General features: G+C 67.9%; 14 protein-coding genes. 8 read left to right on the top strand and 6 right to left on the bottom strand.

From position 1 onward, the window contains the following. Positions 1-48: 48 nt before the first annotated feature. The 3 genes from FFS08_RS15670 to FFS08_RS15660 all read right to left on the bottom strand — a co-directional run bounded on the left by FFS08_RS15670 (position 49) and on the right by FFS08_RS15660 (position 3,726). Positions 49-444, bottom strand: coding sequence for an endonuclease domain-containing protein (locus FFS08_RS15670; RefSeq protein WP_137863373.1), 396 nt, complete (start codon positions 442-444; stop codon positions 49-51). A gap of 78 nt (positions 445-522) precedes the next feature. Then, positions 523-939, bottom strand: coding sequence for a flagellar basal body protein (locus tag FFS08_RS15665; protein WP_137863372.1), 417 nt, complete (start codon positions 937-939; stop codon positions 523-525). A 3-nt stretch (positions 940-942) separates the two neighbouring features. Next, the gene (locus FFS08_RS15660; RefSeq protein ID WP_137863371.1) at positions 943-3,726 is read right to left on the bottom strand and encodes a WD40 repeat domain-containing protein; all 2,784 of its coding nucleotides are present in this window, start codon (positions 3,724-3,726) and stop codon (positions 943-945) included. A 97-nt stretch (positions 3,727-3,823) separates the two neighbouring features. On the opposite strand from FFS08_RS15660, the gene FFS08_RS15655 reads away from it, so the two are divergent. From FFS08_RS15655 to FFS08_RS15620, 8 genes are all read left to right on the top strand, one after another. After that, complete coding sequence (locus tag FFS08_RS15655; RefSeq protein ID WP_137863370.1) at positions 3,824-4,858, top strand: flagellar motor switch protein FliG; 1,035 nt, start codon at positions 3,824-3,826, stop codon at positions 4,856-4,858. A 12-nt stretch (positions 4,859-4,870) separates the two neighbouring features. Continuing rightward, a complete protein-coding gene (locus tag FFS08_RS15650; RefSeq protein WP_249341135.1) occupies positions 4,871-5,533 on the top strand; it encodes a FliH/SctL family protein in 663 nt (220 codons plus the stop codon). 165 nt (positions 5,534-5,698) lie between these two features. Beyond that, on the top strand, positions 5,699-7,309 hold the full coding sequence (gene fliF / locus FFS08_RS15645; protein ID WP_137863369.1) for a flagellar basal-body MS-ring/collar protein FliF: 1,611 nt from the start codon (positions 5,699-5,701) through the stop codon (positions 7,307-7,309). A gap of 10 nt (positions 7,310-7,319) precedes the next feature. Next, a complete protein-coding gene (gene fliN, locus FFS08_RS15640) occupies positions 7,320-7,670 on the top strand; it encodes a flagellar motor switch protein FliN (protein WP_137863368.1) in 351 nt (116 codons plus the stop codon). A gap of 17 nt (positions 7,671-7,687) precedes the next feature. Further along, positions 7,688-9,010 carry a sigma-54-dependent transcriptional regulator gene (locus FFS08_RS15635; RefSeq protein WP_137863367.1) on the top strand — a complete coding sequence of 441 codons (1,323 nt, stop codon included), beginning with the start codon at positions 7,688-7,690 and terminating at the stop codon, positions 9,008-9,010. A gap of 154 nt (positions 9,011-9,164) precedes the next feature. Next, on the top strand, positions 9,165-11,246 hold the full coding sequence (gene flhA / locus FFS08_RS15630) for a flagellar biosynthesis protein FlhA (RefSeq protein ID WP_137863366.1): 2,082 nt from the start codon (positions 9,165-9,167) through the stop codon (positions 11,244-11,246). Positions 11,247-11,320: 74 nt separating this feature from the next. Then, the gene (locus tag FFS08_RS15625; RefSeq protein WP_137871838.1) at positions 11,321-12,748 is read left to right on the top strand and encodes a flagellar hook-length control protein FliK; all 1,428 of its coding nucleotides are present in this window, start codon (positions 11,321-11,323) and stop codon (positions 12,746-12,748) included. An 11-nt stretch (positions 12,749-12,759) separates the two neighbouring features. Beyond that, on the top strand, positions 12,760-13,473 hold the full coding sequence (locus FFS08_RS15620) for a flagellar hook assembly protein FlgD (protein ID WP_137865126.1): 714 nt from the start codon (positions 12,760-12,762) through the stop codon (positions 13,471-13,473). 390 nt (positions 13,474-13,863) lie between these two features. On the opposite strand, the gene FFS08_RS15615 is transcribed toward FFS08_RS15620, so the two are convergent. The 3 genes from FFS08_RS15615 to FFS08_RS15605 form a co-directional block, all read right to left on the bottom strand. Continuing rightward, positions 13,864-14,196: a hypothetical protein gene (locus FFS08_RS15615; RefSeq protein WP_137865127.1), complete on the bottom strand. Its 333-nt coding sequence runs from the start codon at positions 14,194-14,196 to the stop codon at positions 13,864-13,866. Between the two features lie 97 nt (positions 14,197-14,293). Next, positions 14,294-14,695, bottom strand: coding sequence for a hypothetical protein (locus FFS08_RS15610; RefSeq protein ID WP_137865128.1), 402 nt, complete (start codon positions 14,693-14,695; stop codon positions 14,294-14,296). A 149-nt stretch (positions 14,696-14,844) separates the two neighbouring features. Further along, complete coding sequence (locus FFS08_RS15605) at positions 14,845-15,702, bottom strand: flagellin (protein WP_137865129.1); 858 nt, start codon at positions 15,700-15,702, stop codon at positions 14,845-14,847. Positions 15,703-15,950 lie beyond the last annotated feature (248 nt).

Raw genomic sequence — 15,950 nt, 5'->3', positions numbered from 1 at the left:
CCGGCCCGGGGAGCGAAGCCGGCGAAATCCTGCATTGCAAGATGGGAGCTAATAGCCCTCTCCCGCCTGCGGGAGAGGGTTGGGTGAGGGTGTGTCAGGCGTCGCAGGCGATGTCGCCAATTTGAGGCGTATCGCTTCGACGACGCCATCGAAATTCTCGACCAGATCGCTGTTCCAGAAGCGCATCACCACATAGCCTTGGGCTTCAAGATAGGCCGTGCGGCGCCTATCGCCTTCTTCGCTGTGCTGACTGCCGTCCAGTTCGACGACCAACCGCTTTTCCACGCACAGGAAATCGACGACGAACGTGCCGATGGTCGCCTGGAACCGGAACTTGTGGTTCTCGAGCTGCCGGTTTCGCAGTGCGGACCATAGCTTGCGTTCAACGCCGGGTTCCCTGCGAAGGCGGCGCGCATGCGGATTGGTGGGACGTATCGCCGGCATTCGGGCAGAGTGACCCACCTCACACCCTCACCCAACCCTCTCCCGCAAGCGGAAGAGGGCTAAGGAGAAGGAAGGAACCTACCCGCCCTTCCCCACCGCCGTCTTCAGCATGCTCAGCTGCTTGCGGTAGAGGTTGGTCATCGCGCTGAAATCCGCCTGGACCTGGCCGAGCTTGAGCAGCTGGTCCTCGAGCGTGACGTTGTTGCCGTCGGGCTTGGTCTCGCTGATGTCCTTGTCCAGCACGATCCCGGCGCCCGCCGGCTGGATCGCGCCCAGGCCCTTCATGCCGGCGGTCAGCTCGACCCGCGGCTTGGCAACGCGGATGCTGCCCGTGCTGGTGCTGCCGAGCAGGTCGGAGAAATCGGCATCCTCGACGGTTCGCGCCTTGAAGCCCGGGGTTTCGCTATTGGCGATGTTCTGGGCGATCACGCGCTGGCGATCGGAGAGCGTATCCATCTGACGGCGGATGCCGGAAAGGATCGGGGGCATGTCCATGGATCAAAATCCGTACGTGGAAGGCGTGGAGCTGGTCAGGCGCGCGAGCGCCGCCTGATAATTGGCGAGCTGCGCGTTCACGATCGCGGTGCTCTCGGTGCCGGTCGCCGAGTTCTTCTTGCTGCCGTCGACCATCTTCGCCTTGGTGTCGTCCCAATAGAGCGAGCGATAGGCAGTCTGCGACATCGAGATCGCGTCCTTGATCTTGCCGAGCGCGGTCTTGGCCATGTCCGCCGTGGACAGGCTGAGCCCCTCGCCCAGATCGAGGCCGAAGCTGCCGCCCGGACGCACCTTGGGTGCGTTGCTCGATACCGGCGCCGGGCTTGAGATGCGCTGCGGCTCCATGCCGAGCTTGGCGAGCGCATCGCTGTCGCCGGTGCCCGCGAGGAGTTGGAGCTGATGCCCCGACTTCATCGTGATGCGCAGTTGCTGGACGCCGTCGACCGCAGTCGCGGTGACGGTCGCCTTGGACGCGCCGAGCATGCCCTGCATCCGCGTGGCGATCGACTGAAGCGTATCGTCGGCAAGGACGGTGAGCTTGCGGACCGCGCCGTCATCGGCCTTGAACGAGAAATAGTCGCCCGCCTTGAGCCCGGTCTGCGTCGTCACCTTGCTCGAGGCGACCGCATTGATCGTGCCGCGCCCATAGCCCAGCGCCGAGACCGCGCTGGCGCCGCCCGTATCAGCGGCGATGCGGACCGGCTCGGTGCGCAGCAGCGCCTGGCCGAACTGGGTAGTGTTCTGCACGGCGCCGGTCGCGGTGTCGATGCGCGCGACGAAACCGTCCGTCGGGCCGCGGCGCGGCGCCGCCAGGTCGCCGGTGGTACGGCCGCCGGCATAGAGCTCGCCGTTCATGAAGGCGATGCTGTCGACCTGGTCGTCGGCCGAGGAGCCGAGATAGGTGGTGCTGGCGTTGGCCAGGCCGGCGTCGATCCTGGTGACGAAGCCGTCACGATTGCCGCTGATGCCGTTGACCTGCGCGCCCGAGAGCGCCGTCGAGGTCGCGCCGCCCACCGCGATCGTGCCGTCGTCGGCGATGGCGATGACGCGGGCATCGGCGGTGCCGAGGCTCAGGCTGCCCATGTCGGTGGCGAGCGACGAGCCCTGGAGCTTGCGGAGTTCCGCATTGCCGTCATGCGAGACGAGCGCCAGGACATTGCCGTCATCATCGATGGCGAGCGCGTTGACGCTGTCGCTGCCCGGGCCGGCCAGGGTGCGACGCTCGGCGATCTTGCCGCTTGCGTCGATGCGCGCGACGAAACCGTCATTGCCGGCGGCGATGCGGCCGCCGACATAGACCGAGCCGTCGGCACCGACCGCGACTGCCTTGGCGACATCGGTGCCGGCCGAGCGGATCACGGTGGAGAATTTCTCGTCGCCGTTCGCCGCATATTTGGCGACGACCATATCGCCGTCGGTGGAAGCGCCGCCGAAGCTGCCGGTGACCGTGCCCGCGACGACGATGCTGCCATCGGGGCCCAGGCTAACCGCCGCGCCGGTCGACGAGCCGGTGGCGCCGAGGCCGCGCTGCCACACGACATTGCCCGCGCCGTCCACCTTGGTGAGGAACAGATTGTTGTCGCCGTCCGACAAATTGGCGCCGAGATCGCCCTTGGTGGTACCGACGATATAGCTGTTGCCCTGCGCGTCGGTGACCACCGCGGCGGCATCGGTATTGGCATAGACGTTGCTGGTCGACGTCTTGACCGTCTTCACCTTGCCGTCGAGGTCGGTCGTGGTCGAGGTGGTCGTTATCGTCTTGCCGGCGGCGACGTTCTGCGCGGTCGCCTGGCGGTCAAGCGCCTGGATCGTGCCCATCGCCACGCGGGTGTTATCGCCCGCCGGATCGTCGAACCGGAAGAGCTGGGTGGAGCTCGGCGCATCGAGCGCGGTCTGGCCGGTGGCGACGACCAGCGCGTCCTTGGCGTTGGTCTGGTCGAGCGTGACCTGCTCGATGCCGGTGGGGTTCGAGAGAGTGAAGCCCCATTTCCCGCCCTCGTTGGTCACCTTGAAGGTCGACTTCCAGCGCGGCACGACATTGCCGTTGGCGTCGAGCTGGGGCGTGCCGTTGGTGTTAAGATTGGGGATCGAGGCGATCGCGGCGTTGAACTGGGCGGCGACCGAGTCGAGCGTGGGCGGCTGCGCGCCCTGCGCGAGATCGATGGTGACCGTCTGCGCGGCGGTGCCGGGCTTGCTCAGCGTGATCGAGAATTGCTCGGTGCCGGTGAGGCCGGGGATCGCATCGCTGCGGATCTTGACGAGGCCCTTGCCCTCCGTCTCGTAGACATTGGTGGCGGCGAGCTTGTTCGAGGTGACGCTGGACGAAGGCTTGCCATAGGCGAGCTTCACCAGGTCCGAGGGCGCGGTGCCGAGATAGGACTGGAGATCGTCCAGCCCCTTGAGGAAAGTCTTCTGCAACTGGGCGCGCTGCGCGTCGGACGTGGTCTTGGCACTCGCCGTCTCCGCCAGCACGCGCAGCTTGTCTAGCGCCTGATAGGCAGTGAAGCTGGTCTGGACGTCCTTGGGCAGGAACGTGCCGTTGCCGTCGGTGGTGGCGGGCGTGATGATCGAGCGCAGCGCAGTGATCGCAGCGACCTGACTGGCGTTGACCGGCAGCGCGTCGCTGCTCTTCCACGGCGCGACGGTGGCCGCGGTGGTGAATTGCGCCTTGGCCGTGCGCACGGCCTTGCTGTCATAGGCGATGGTCGAGACCGCCGAGGTCATGGTCGAGCTCGAGCCCGTCAGGATGCTCAAGCCGATCAGGTTTCCAGATAAATTAACCGTCATCGCGATCCGCCCTGCCTCCCTTGCTCCTATAATAGAGGGACAGCGGCCCCCGCCCGTGCGCGCGGCCGCAATTTTTTCGCGAGGGAAACGAAAAAGCATGTCCGTGATGGCGCAGATCGCAGAACCGCCCGAACTGAAGCGCTACAGCGGCTCGCAGCGCGCCGCCGCCCTGATGCTGGCGCTGGGCAAGGATCATGGCGCGCCGATCTGGGAGCAGCTCTCCACCGACGAAGTGAAGGAACTGTCCTCGACCATCGCCGGCCTGGGCCGCATCCCGGCCCAGGTGGTGGAGCATCTGCTCGTCCAGTTCACCAGCGAAGTCGCCTCGATGGCGACGCTGCACGGCAGCTACGAGACCACCGAGCGCCTGCTCGCCGGCATCCTGCCCGGCGACAAGGTGAAGGAGATCATGGAGGACATCCGTGGCCCCTCCGGCCGGACGATGTGGGACAAGCTCTCCAACGTCAGCGAATCCGTGCTCGCCGGGGCGCTGAAGCACGAATATCCGCAGACCGTGGCGGTGATCCTCTCCAAGCTGCGCCCCGATCATGCCGCGCGCGTGCTCTCCGAGCTGCCGCGCGACTTCTCGGTCGACGTGATCATGCGGATGCTGCGCATGGAGACGGTGCAGAAGGACGTGATCAACCAGGTCGAGCAGACGCTCAAGACCGAGTTCATGACCAACCTCTCGCGCTCGCAGAAGCGCGATCCGCACGAGGCGATGGCCGAGCTGTTCAATTCGCTCGACCGCTCGACCGAGGAAGCGATGCTCACCGCGCTCGACAACCGTGCGCCGGAGAGCGCCGAGCGGATCCGCGCGCTGATGTTCACCTTCGAGGATCTGGGCAATCTGCTGCCGCCGGCGATCTCGTCGATCGTCCGCAACGCCGACAAGCGCCAGATGGCGCTGGCGCTGAAGGGCGCGCCGGACAGCCTGAAGCAGCTGTTCTTCGGCGCGATGACCGAGCGCGCCTCGAAGCTGCTGCGCGAGGACATGGCAGGCATGGGCCCGGTGCGTGCGCGCGACTGCGAGGAAGCCCAGTCGGCGCTGGTGCGCCTGGCCAAGGACCTGGCGGACCGCGGCGAGATCCTGCTCGTCGATCCCAAGTCCGACGATGCGATGATCATCTAAGGAGCATTGCCGATGAGCATGCACGCCCATGTCCATGTCGAGCGCTTCGGCTTCGACCGTATCTTCGCCGTGCCGCCGGGCCGGGGCGCCCCGATCGGACCCGACGCCGCGCTCGAAGTGGCGACGCTGCGCGCCGAGCTCGCGCTGCTCAGGTCCGAGCAGGAATCGGCCCTCGCCCTCGCCCGCGCGCAAGGCTATGAGGCCGGGCTCGCCCAGGCGCGGACGGAACGCGAAGTCGCGCTGCTCAGCGCGGTCGATGCGTTGCAGGCGGGGATCGAGGGCATCGACGCGCAGTTCGGCCAGGTCTCGGAGCGCGTGACCGGCGAGGCCGCCGAAGTCGCGCTCGCCGCTGCCGATCTGATCGCCGGCCGCGCACTCGAAGTGGCGCCAGGCACCGCGATCGACGAAGCGATCGGACGGGCCCTCGGCCAGGTCGCGCGCGGCACCGAGCTGCAGGTGCGCGTGCACCCGGATCTGCTGGAAGACATCGAGGGCCGCATCGCCGACCGCCAGTCGCGCGACCGCCGCAAGCTCAACCTGATCGTGGTGCCCGACGAAACCATCCCGGTGGGCGACGCCCGTATCGGCTGGGAGGAAGGCGGCCTGGCACTCGACGCCGCCGCGCGCCGCGAAGCGGTGCTGAACGAGCTCGAGACGCTGCTCAAGGCGGGATGACCCGAATCCCCCTCCCTTTCAGGGAGGGGCCTTGATTCCGGGAAAGGCCAGTCCGCTCAACCCACTAGGCAAAAATTTCCCCCGGCAAAAACTGCCGCCCTCCCCGCCCCTCTATAATGATCGCAAGGGGCATCCGCCCCGCCAGTTCCATCGAACGGGGCGACATTGGAAGCGATCAAGAACCTGGTGGGCCAGATCGGCCCCAAGCGGCTGATGCTGATGGGAGGAGTGGCGTTCGCGCTGCTCGCTGCCCTCGCCTTCGTCGCCACCCGCGGCTCGAACCAGAGCATGGGTTTCCTCTACACCGATCTCGATCCCTCGGCCGCTTCGGCGATCAGCGAGAAGCTCAAGGCGCAGAACATCGCCTTCCAGCTCTCGGCCGACGGCACTTCGATCATGGCGCCGCAGGACAAGCTGGCCGAGCTGCGCATGAGCCTGGCCGGCGAGAAGCTGGGCGGCAAGATCGGCTATGAAGTGCTCGATCAGGAGCAGCCGTTCGGCGTCTCCGCCAGCCGCGCCAAGATGAACGAGACGCGCGCGATCGAAGGCGAGCTGGCCAAGTCGATCCAGACCATCCAGAACGTCACCGGCGCGCGCGTGCACATCGTGATGCCCGAACGCGCCATGTTCGCCGAGGAGAGCCGCAAGGCCACTGCGGCGGTGACCGTGAAGACGCGCGGCCGCATCCCGAGCGAAACCGTCGCCTCGATCCGCTATCTCGTCTCCTCCTCGGTGCCCGAGCTTTCGCCCGACGCCGTCTCGGTCGTCGACCAGACCGGCGCGCTGCTCGCCCGGGCCGGCGACCCCAGCACCGCCAGCGCCGGCGACGCAGACCAGCGCCAGCAGGCAGTGGAAGGCAAGCTGCGCGACGAGATCGAATCGCTGCTCGAGCCGATCGTCGGCCAGGGCAAGGTCCGCGCCGAAGTCTCCGCCCAGATCGACCGCGACCAGTCGCGCGAGGAATCGCACGTCTTCGATCCCGACAAGCAGGTGATCTCCCGCCAGGTGAGCGTGGAGACCGGCGAGCAGAACCGCGAGACCGATGCCGGCGCGCAGACCGCCTCGGTCGCCAACCAGCTACCCGCCGCGCAGACCGCCGCCGCCAACACGCCCGGCACCTCGCGCCAGTCGGGCAGCAACCAGAATTCGGAAGACACGACCTACGATAACAGCTCGACCAAGACGGTCACCGTCCGCACCCCGGGCAAGGTGACCCGCCTCAGCGTCGCGGTGATGGTCGATGGCGGCGACAAGGGCCTGCCCCAGCCGCAGATCGACCGGCTCCAGCGCCTCGTCGAGAATGCCGTGGGCGCCGACACCCAGCGCGGTGACAGCGTCGTCGTCGAGAGCATGAAGTTCAATACCGGCGACGCGCCCGCCGACGCGACCGGCAGCTTCCTCTCGTCGCTGCCGATGGACCGGATCTGGGGCCTGCTCCAGCTCGTGGTGATCGGCGCCGTCGGCCTCCTCGCGCTGCGCATGCTGAGGCCCAGGCCCGTGCCCGCTTCGGCGGAAATGGCCGAGGCCCCGGCCGCGCTGCCCACCCATTCGCCCGAGATGCTCGCACTCGCCGAGCGCGCCGCGGACGGCGACGTGGACGCGATGGCCCAGCTCGAAGCGATGACGCCGTCCGACGTGCCGCAGCTCGATCAGGAGATCGCGCTCGCCCAGGTCGACGGCCGCATCAAGCTCTCCGCGCTCAAGCGCATCGGAGACGCGATCGCCGCCAGCCCGCCCGAGGCGGCCTCGGTGATCCGTCAGTGGATGAACGCATAGGATCAGACCCATGGACACCGAACCCCACGACATCATTCCCACCGATCCGGCGACCGACCAGCCCGCGCCCGTGTTCGAGGATTTCGACAACCAGGGCGGCGCCGAGCCGCACCATGGCGGCGAAGGCCTCGAAGCCGTCCATGACGTCCCGGTGCGGGTACAGGCGGTGCTGGGCCGTGCCCGCATGCCGATCGGCGAGCTGCTCCATTTGGGTGCCGGCACCGTGGTCGAGCTCGACCGCCGCGTCGGCGAGCCCGTGGACATCTTCGTCAACGACCGGCTGATCGCCCGCGGCGAAGTCGTGCTGATCGACAATGCGCTGGGCGTGACTCTCACCGAGATCGTCCGGGCCGAGCATTGACGATGGGACCGATCCGAATGTTGCTGATCGGCGCGCCCGGCAGCGAGTTCCGCCGAGCGGCGGAGCTGGCGCAGAGCGCCGGCGCGGAGGTTACCATGGCCGACGCTCCCGCCCCCGCACTGGAGGCGCTGCGCGAGCAGGGCGCCGATCTCGTGATGATCGACGTGCTGGAGGATGTAGTGGGCTTTCTGGACGACCTGCGCCGCGAGCGCTTCGTCGTGCCCGTGCTGGCCTGCGGCATTTCCGCTCCGGCGGAGCGCGCGGTGGCGGCGATCCGCGCAGGCGCCCGCGACTATGTGCCCCTGCCCCCGCAGCGCGAGTTGATCGCGGCCGCCATCGCTTCGGTGGTGGAGCGCCAGGCGCAGGTGCGTATCGGCGGCCACCCGGTGCTCGATCGCGCCATGGCGCTCGCCGCCGCCGTCGCGCCGAGCGGCGCGCCCGTGCTCGTCTCGGGCGGCAAGGGCAGCGGCAAGGAGATGATGGCGCGCGAGATTCACCGCCTTTCCGGCCGGCCGGATCCGATCGTCTCGGTCGAATGCGCCGGCGTCGCCGCCGACGTGCTCGAATCCGAGCTGTTCGGGCACGAGGCCGATGCCTTTCCGGGTGCAGCGGCACGCCGCATCGGGCGGCTCGAAGGCGCGCGGGACGGCACGATCTTCCTGCGCGAAGTGGGCACGCTCGCTCCCGCCACCCAGGCGCGGCTGCTCGCCGCGCTGATCGAGAAGCGCTTCCGCCGGCTCGGCGGCGAAGAGGACGTGCCCTTCGGCGCACGGCTGATCGCCTCGACCAGCATGGACCTGGAGGGCGCGGTAGACGCGGGCAGCTTCCGCGAGGATCTCCTCGTGCGGTTGAGCCTGGCGCGCATCGAAGTGCCGCCGCTGGTCGAGCATGACGACGACATCGCCGCGCTGGCCAGGCTGTTCATCGAGCAGTTCGCCCAGGCCGATGGGCTCGCGGCACGCCCGCTCTCGGAGGATGCGATCGCAGTACTGCGCGCCTATGGCTGGCCGGGCAATATCCGCGAGCTGAAGGAATGCATCCACCGCGCCGCGCTGCTGGCCCATGGCTCGCGGATCGAGGCCGAGGACCTGACCCGCGCCGACGGTTCGCCGCTCGCGGCGCTCGTCTCCCTGCCGACCGCCGAGAACCGGATCGAAGTGGACGGACTGATCGGCCGCACCGTCGAGGAAGTGGAGCGCGAGCTGATCCTGGGCACGCTGGAGCGCTGCCACGGCAACCGCACCTCCGCCTCGAACATCCTGGGCATCTCGGTGCGCACGATGCGCAACAAGCTGCGGACGTTCATCGAGGGCGGCATCGCCGTGCCGCCCGCCGCATGAGCCCGCACCCGCTCTTCGCCCTCCAGCGCCTGCGCCTGCCGCGGGCCGCGGCGGAGACAGTTGAGGGCATGCCCCACGCGACGCCCTGCAATCGCTTCACGCTGGGCCAGTCGACCCCAGCGCCTGCCAAGGCCATTTGGAAAGCACGCCCCTGATGCCGCCCGCGATCCTGAACTTCCTGAACAAGCTCGGCCTCAACCGCGACATCGCGCTCGCAGGCGGCGTGGTCGCGATCATCGCGATGCTGATCCTGCCAATCCCGGGCTGGCTGCTCGACCTGGGCCTGGCGCTGTCGATCACCGTATCGGTGATGATCCTGATGACCGCCCTGTTCATCGAGAAGCCGCTGGAACTCAGTGCCTTCCCCACCATCCTGCTGGTGGCGACGATGCTGCGGCTGGGCCTCAACCTCGCCTCGACCCGCCTGATCCTCACGCACGGGCACGAGGGGCACGACGCCGCGGGCGGCGTGATCGGGGCGTTCGGCGAGTTCCTGATGGGCGGCGAGGTGATCATCGGCCTCACCATTTTCATCATCCTGATCGTCATCAACTTCGTCGTCATCACCAAGGGCGCCGGGCGCATCGCCGAAGTCGCGGCGCGCTTCAGCCTGGATTCGATGCCCGGCAAGCAGATGGCGATCGACGCCGACCTTTCCGCCGGCATGATCAACGAGGACCAGGCCAAGGCCCGCCGCGCCGAAGTGGAGGCCGAGAGCGGCTTCTACGGCGCGATGGACGGCGCCTCGAAGTTCGTGAAGGGCGACGCGATCGCGGGCCTGCTGATCACCGCGGTCAACATCGTCGTCGGCCTGACCATCGGCGTCGTCTCGCACGGCGTGCCGATCGGCGAGGCCTTCCACACCTATACCGTGCTGACCGCCGGCGACGGCCTGGTCAGCCAGATCCCGGCACTGATCATCTCGATCGCCGCGGGCCTGCTCGTCTCCAAGGGCGGCGTGAAGGGCAAGACCGGCGCCGCGCTGGGCGACCAGCTCGGCCGCTATCCCAAGGCCTTCGGCATGGTATCGGTCCTGATGGGCGCGCTGGCGATCATGCCGGGCATGCCGTTCCTGCCCTTCGCCATCTTCTCGGCCGCTTCGGGCTTCGCCGCCTGGCGGATGAGCAAGAAGGCCGCCGCCAAGGCCGCGCTGGAAAAGGCCGTCGCGGCACAGGAACAGGCGCAGGCCGCCGTGGTCGAGCAGCCGATCTCGCAGACGCTGGCGATCGACGCGGTGCGCATCGAGATCGGCTATGCCCTGCTGCCGATGATCAACGACGAGCAGCGCGAGCCGCGGCTGGACGACCAGGTGCGCGCGCTGCGCCGCCAGATGGCGACCGATTTCGGCTTCGTGCTCCCGTCGGTCCGGATCATCGACAATATGGGCCTGAAGCCCAACGAATATGTCATCACGATCAAGGAGACCGAAGCGGCGCGCGGCGAGATCCGGGTCGACAAGCTGCTGATGATCAATCCGGGCGGCGGCCCGGCCGGCCTGCCCGGCGAACCGACCACCGAGCCGGTGTTCGGCCTCCCCGCCCTCTGGATCGATCGCGAGTTGCGCGACGAGGCCGGCTTCCGCGGGCTCACCGTGGTCGAATGCGGCACCATCATCACCACCCACCTGACCGAGCTGGTGAAGGAAAACATCGCCGACCTGCTCTCCTATGCGGAGACGCAGAAGCTGCTGACCGAAGTACACAAGGATTCGGAGAAACTGGTCGCCGACATCATCCCGGCCAAGGTCTCGATCTCGAGCGTGCAGCGGATCCTGCAGAACCTGCTCGGCGAAGGCATCTCGATCCGCGACGTGCCGACGATCCTGGAAGGCATTGCCGAAGCCGCGCCGCTGACCAGCAACCTCACCCAGATGACCGAGCATGTCCGCTCGCGCCTGGCCCGGCAGATCAGCGCGTCGCAGGTACGCGGCGAGGCGATCCCGGTGGTGACGCTGTCCCCCGAATGGGACCAGGAGTTCGCCGAGAGCATCCTGGGCCAGGGCGACGACCGCCAGCTGGCGATGGCGCCCTCGTCGCTCCACAAGTTCATCGCACATGTCCGCGAGACCTATGACCGGCTGGCGCAGGACGGCGAGATCCCCTGCATGCTGACCAGCCCCGCGATCCGCCCGTTCGTCCGCTCGATCATCGAGCGGGTGCGCCCGGCGACGGTGGTGCTGTCGCAGAACGAGATCCACGCCCGCGCCCGCATCCGCGCGCTGGGCACGATCGGCTGAGCGCGGACCGTTTCGTCCCCGCACGTCCTATAATGAAGATGCGGGCCTTCGACGCCCGCCCATGAGGCGCCTGAATGCAGATAAACAATATCGGGTTTCCCGCGGGTCTCCTCGGCGCAGGGAGCGCCGATCCCGCCACCGGCATCGGCTTCGCGCAGATGCTCGGCGGGACGGGCAATGCCGCCGGCAACGGCGCCCCGATGCCGCCGGCCGCCAATGACATGCTCGCGCCCGCCGCGCCGCTGAGCATGGCGCAGTTGCTGACCACCGCCGCTCCGCCGGCGCCTGCCGAGATGCCTGCAAAGGCGCCCGCCGAGCTGCCGCCGGCCGAAACAGCGCCGGCGCAGGGCCGCGCGCCGGCAGAGCCGGCACAGCCGATGGGGCCGCAGCTTCCAGCCGATGCTCCGGCGGCAATTGCGGATCCCGCCGTCACGCCGGGCAAGCCCCCGATGCCAGGCACGGACACCAAGCCCGCCAAGCCGGCGGCAGACGCCATGCCTCCACCCGCCCCGCCCATAGCCGATACGCCCCCTGTCGCGACCGAAGCGAGCGATGCGCCGGTCCAAGGCGGGCAGCCGGAAGAGCCCAAGAGCCCGATCAAGCGCGCGCCGCGCCCGGCCGGCACCGGCGAGGAACCGATCGCCGCCGACCCCGCAACCGCCCCGGACAATGCACCGGCCGCCGACATGGCCGCGGCCGCCATCGTCCAGGCGCCGCCGCACCCCGAGCTTGTCGCCGCGCCGCAGCCCGCTCCCGCCCGCCAGCTCGGCGAAGTCCCGCCGCCCACGCGCAAGGCCGACCCCGCACGCGGGCTCCAGACTGCGGTGCAGGGCGCCGAACCGGCGACCGGCGGCGAGAGGATTCCGGCCGCGCCTGCGGCAATCGCCGGCAAGACGGGCGAGAAGAACGAAAATGCGCCGGGCGACGATCGCGGCCAGGCGCCGATATTCTCTCTGCGTCACGACGCGCACGCCGCACCGACGGCCGCGCATGCCTCGAGCGATGCCGCTCGCCCCACGGCCGTGCCGCCCACCGGCACAAGCCCGGCGGCAACTGCGGCAGAGCCGGTGGTCGCCGCGCGGCCGGGCCATCTCGGCCAGGCACTCGGAGTCGAGATCGCGCACAAGGTCGAAGCCGGCGAGGACATGCTGCGCGTCCGGCTGAGCCCGGACAATCTCGGCAAAGTCGAGGTGACGCTGTCGTTCGACGATGCCGGCACGCTGCGCGCCACGGTGCGCGCGGAGAGCGCGCACGCGCTCGATCTGCTCCGCCAGGATGCGCCCGATCTCGGCCGCGCGCTCGACCAGGCAGGCATCCGCGCCGACGCGCAGAGCTTCCGCTTCGAGAGCCGCACCGGCGATGGCAGCGCCCAGGCGCAGCAACAGCAGCAGCAACGCCAGAATGCGTCCGCCGGCCAGTTCGCCGGCAATGACGAACCCGATACGACCGACATCGCCTATCGCAGCGTCCGCGGCGACGGGCAGGTCGATCTCCTCGCCTAGGAGCAACGCGCATGACCACCGTCAACACCACCACCAACACGCCGGCGACGAACGGCACGGCCAATGGCTCGAGCACCGGCCTCAACGGCGACTTCACGATGTTCCTGAAGCTGCTGACCACGCAGATGCAGAACCAGGACCCGCTGAGCCCGATGGACACGACTCAATATACCCAGCAGCTGGTGCAATATTCGCAGGTCGAGCAGTCGATGGCGCAGACCACCACGCTCAAGTCGATCCTGTCGGCACTGGGGACGCAGAACCTCACCCAGGCCTCGTCGCTGATCGGCCGCGCGGTGGAAGTGGATTCGCCCGTCTCCGGGCTCACCGACACGCGGGCGGCGCAGTGGAGCTGGAGCACGCCGCGCGATGCGGCCTCGGTGGTCGCGACGATCACCGACGCTTCGGGCAAGGTGGTCGACACGCGTACCGTACAGGTGACCGGCAACACCGGCACGCTCGCCTGGGACGGCCTGACCTCGAACGGGCGCGAAATGCCGGCCGGCAAATATTCGCTGTCGATCAAGGCACTCGACAGTTCGGGCACCCAGCTGACCAGCACGGTCCACAGCATCGGCACGGTGAGCGACGTGCAGCTCGGCAATGGCGCGGTGCTGGTGACCGTGAACGGCAACCAGGTCGACGCGAGCAAGCTCGTCCGCATCGGAGCCGCCGGCACCGGCGCCAGTGCCGACACCGGTACCGGTACCGGTACCGGTAGCTAGGACGGCTCGCCCCCAAGGTCGAACCCGGCCGTCGCTCGGATCATGCCGTCACCCCGGCCCATGCCGGGGTCCACCGCGCGGTAGGCCCCTGCCCCTTGGTGGAGGTCGTAAGTATCGATCCGGCCTAGGAGTTTTCCGGAGGCACGGGCGTTTGGGGCGCCTCCTACCCGCCTCTATAATGAAATCAGAGAGGCGGGCGGACGTATCAATCCCCTCGCGATCCGCCCGTCTCTCGGCCGGCGCTTCGGCGTCCTGTCTTCCTTTCGCTTAAACGAGCGGGCCGGACCTCCACCGGCCCGCTTTTTTCTTTCCGGGCAAGGAAGAGACCCTGACAGCAGAACGGGGCCCAGAGGGGCCCCGTTCGCGGTTTTGAAACGGATAGTGGCGGGATCAGGCGTGCGCGGCACGCAGGATCGGCTGCGTGGGCAGCTGGATGATCTGCATCGGGGGCAGTTCGTCCCCCGCTTCGGCGATCTCGAAGGCATCGAGCGTGCAGCCCGGCATCGCGGCGGGCGCGGTAAGCATCGCGATGCAATCGGCGATCGACGGATCCTCGCGCGGGCCGATCGTGTCGAGCACATCGGCCAGCGTCGTGCCCGGCGCCGCCAGCGCGCGATCGGCGGCGGCCGCCCAGAGCACCCGGGCATCCTCGACCGTTAGCGTTAACGTCACCGTGTAGCCGGCCGCCGCTTCCGAACCCTGCCTGATTTCACCAACGCCCATCTGTCTGCCCCCGACCTGTTCGTGTGAATTTTGTCTTAAATGCCTCAAAGCCGGCCCTCGGCGTAGTACGGGCAAGCCCGTATGTGGTTTTGCGGAATCAATGGACCCGCGCTTCCGCGCGCCGCCCGAGCTCGCGGGCGTGCGCCGCGACCAGGCACAGCTCGGCATAGAGCCGATCCCAGAACGGCGCGGGAATCTCGAGCGACGGACCGTCGGACTGCTGAAGCGCGAGCACCGCGCAGGGATCGAGCCCCAGGCGGAAGCGCGTGGCGAACATGCCGTCGATATGCTCGTCCGGAAGGTCGTGCGGCACGGCGAGGCGCGCCGACATGATGTAGCCCGACAGGATGTCGACGCCGTACCCGTCGAGCATCACGCGGGGCCGGCCGGCCATGTCCGGCCGCTCAAGCACGACGAGCGCACCCGAGGGGTGCTCCTCGACGCTCACCTGCAGGCGGCCGCCGAACGCATCGGTGATTTCTCTGATCCTGGGAAACAAGGGCCTATTCTCCTCTTGGGATCATTATAGAGGCGTCAACCAAGGCGCGGCGCGGCGCGCGCAAGAAAATTGCGGGCACGAAAAAGGAGGCCGGGACTTGCGTCCCGGCCTCCGCGTCAGGGCCATAGACTCCAGGGAAAAGTCCGGCCTTAACGGAACAGCGAGGTGATGGTCGACGGCGCCTGGTTGGCGATCGACAGAGCCTGCACACCGAGCTGCTGCTTGACCTGCAGCGCCTGCAGCTTCGCCGATTCCTTGGCGAGATCGGCGTCGACGAGATTGCCGATGCCGCCCTCGATCACGTCGGAGAGCTTGCTGGTGAAGGTCGACTGAGCATCGATCTTGCGCGAAGCCGCGCCGAGGGTGCTCAGGCTGGTCTTCAGGTTCGCCTGGGTCGTGGTGATCGTGTCGATCATCGCCTGGGCATTCGCCTGGCTGCTGATGTCGCCCGAAGCCGAGATCGTGACGACCGAGCCGCCGAGATCCAGACCCTGATTGGCAACGCTCAGCGAGTCCGGGTTCCAGGTGGTCGCCGACGAAGTGTCAGCGTCCTGGAGCGACTGCAGCGCCGTAACGGTGCCGCCCGAAGCCTTCAGCAGGTTCGTGCCGTTGAAGTCAGACGAGTTCACGATCGTGGTGATCTGGTCGCGCAGCGCAACGAAGTCGCTGTTGAGCGCGTTACGGGTCGACGCGTCGATGCCAGCGTCGGCCGACTGATAAGCCTTCGCCTTCATCTGATTCACGACGTCCGAGATCTGCTCGGCGCCAGCCACCGCCACGTCGGTCACGCTCTTGGCGCGGCTCAGCGACGAAGACACGGCCGCGAGGCCGCCCATGTCGCCACGCAGGCCCTGAGCGATCGTGTACGAAGCCGAGTCGTCCTTGGTCGACGCAACCTTCAGGCCGGTGTTGATGCGGCTCTGAACCTGCGACAGGCCCTTGTTGGTCTCGTTGAGGCTCTGGAGAGCCGCCATCGCACCGACGTTGGTGTTAACCGAAAATGCCATGTTACTATCCTTCTTGGATCGGAGAGCCGCTTCTGCGACCCGAACCGGTGACGCCGGCCCGCGACGGAACGTGATCGGTACGCCCGCATCATCATTGTGGGATGAATTATAGGATGACCAAAATTGCCGCGCGAATTTAGATGGTTAGCAAATGGTTAACCATCTAAATTCGCGCGTACCGGGCACAGGATTCCAGGAGTTTGTCGTCCTACTCCCTCTCCCCTTCGGGGGAGAGGGTCGGGGAGAGG

The organism is Sphingomonas sp. 1F27F7B (genome assembly GCF_005503355.1).
Taxonomy (GTDB): domain Bacteria; phylum Pseudomonadota; class Alphaproteobacteria; order Sphingomonadales; family Sphingomonadaceae; genus Sphingomonas.
The sequence above is the reverse complement of the archived record's forward strand: the minus strand, read 5'-3'. Positions and strand labels throughout refer to the sequence as shown.

Excerpts from the sequence above, each read along its gene's own strand:
- FFS08_RS15670 (WP_137863373.1), bottom strand. The coding sequence starts at position 444 with ATGCCGGCGATACGTCCCACCAATCCGCATGCGCGCCGCCTTCGCAGG.
- FFS08_RS15615 (WP_137865127.1), bottom strand. The coding sequence starts at position 14,196 with ATGGGCGTTGGTGAAATCAGGCAGGGTTCGGAAGCGGCGGCCGGCTAC.
- FFS08_RS15655 (WP_137863370.1), top strand. The coding sequence starts at position 3,824 with ATGTCCGTGATGGCGCAGATCGCAGAACCGCCCGAACTGAAGCGCTAC.
- FFS08_RS15660 (WP_137863371.1), bottom strand. The coding sequence starts at position 3,726 with ATGACGGTTAATTTATCTGGAAACCTGATCGGCTTGAGCATCCTGACG.
- fliN (WP_137863368.1), top strand. The coding sequence starts at position 7,320 with ATGGACACCGAACCCCACGACATCATTCCCACCGATCCGGCGACCGAC.
- FFS08_RS15650 (WP_249341135.1), top strand. The coding sequence starts at position 4,871 with ATGAGCATGCACGCCCATGTCCATGTCGAGCGCTTCGGCTTCGACCGT.
- FFS08_RS15665 (WP_137863372.1), bottom strand. The coding sequence starts at position 939 with ATGGACATGCCCCCGATCCTTTCCGGCATCCGCCGTCAGATGGATACG.
- flhA (WP_137863366.1), top strand. The coding sequence starts at position 9,165 with ATGCCGCCCGCGATCCTGAACTTCCTGAACAAGCTCGGCCTCAACCGC.
- FFS08_RS15625 (WP_137871838.1), top strand. The coding sequence starts at position 11,321 with ATGCAGATAAACAATATCGGGTTTCCCGCGGGTCTCCTCGGCGCAGGG.
- FFS08_RS15620 (WP_137865126.1), top strand. The coding sequence starts at position 12,760 with ATGACCACCGTCAACACCACCACCAACACGCCGGCGACGAACGGCACG.
- FFS08_RS15605 (WP_137865129.1), bottom strand. The coding sequence starts at position 15,702 with ATGGCATTTTCGGTTAACACCAACGTCGGTGCGATGGCGGCTCTCCAG.
- FFS08_RS15635 (WP_137863367.1), top strand. The coding sequence starts at position 7,688 with ATGTTGCTGATCGGCGCGCCCGGCAGCGAGTTCCGCCGAGCGGCGGAG.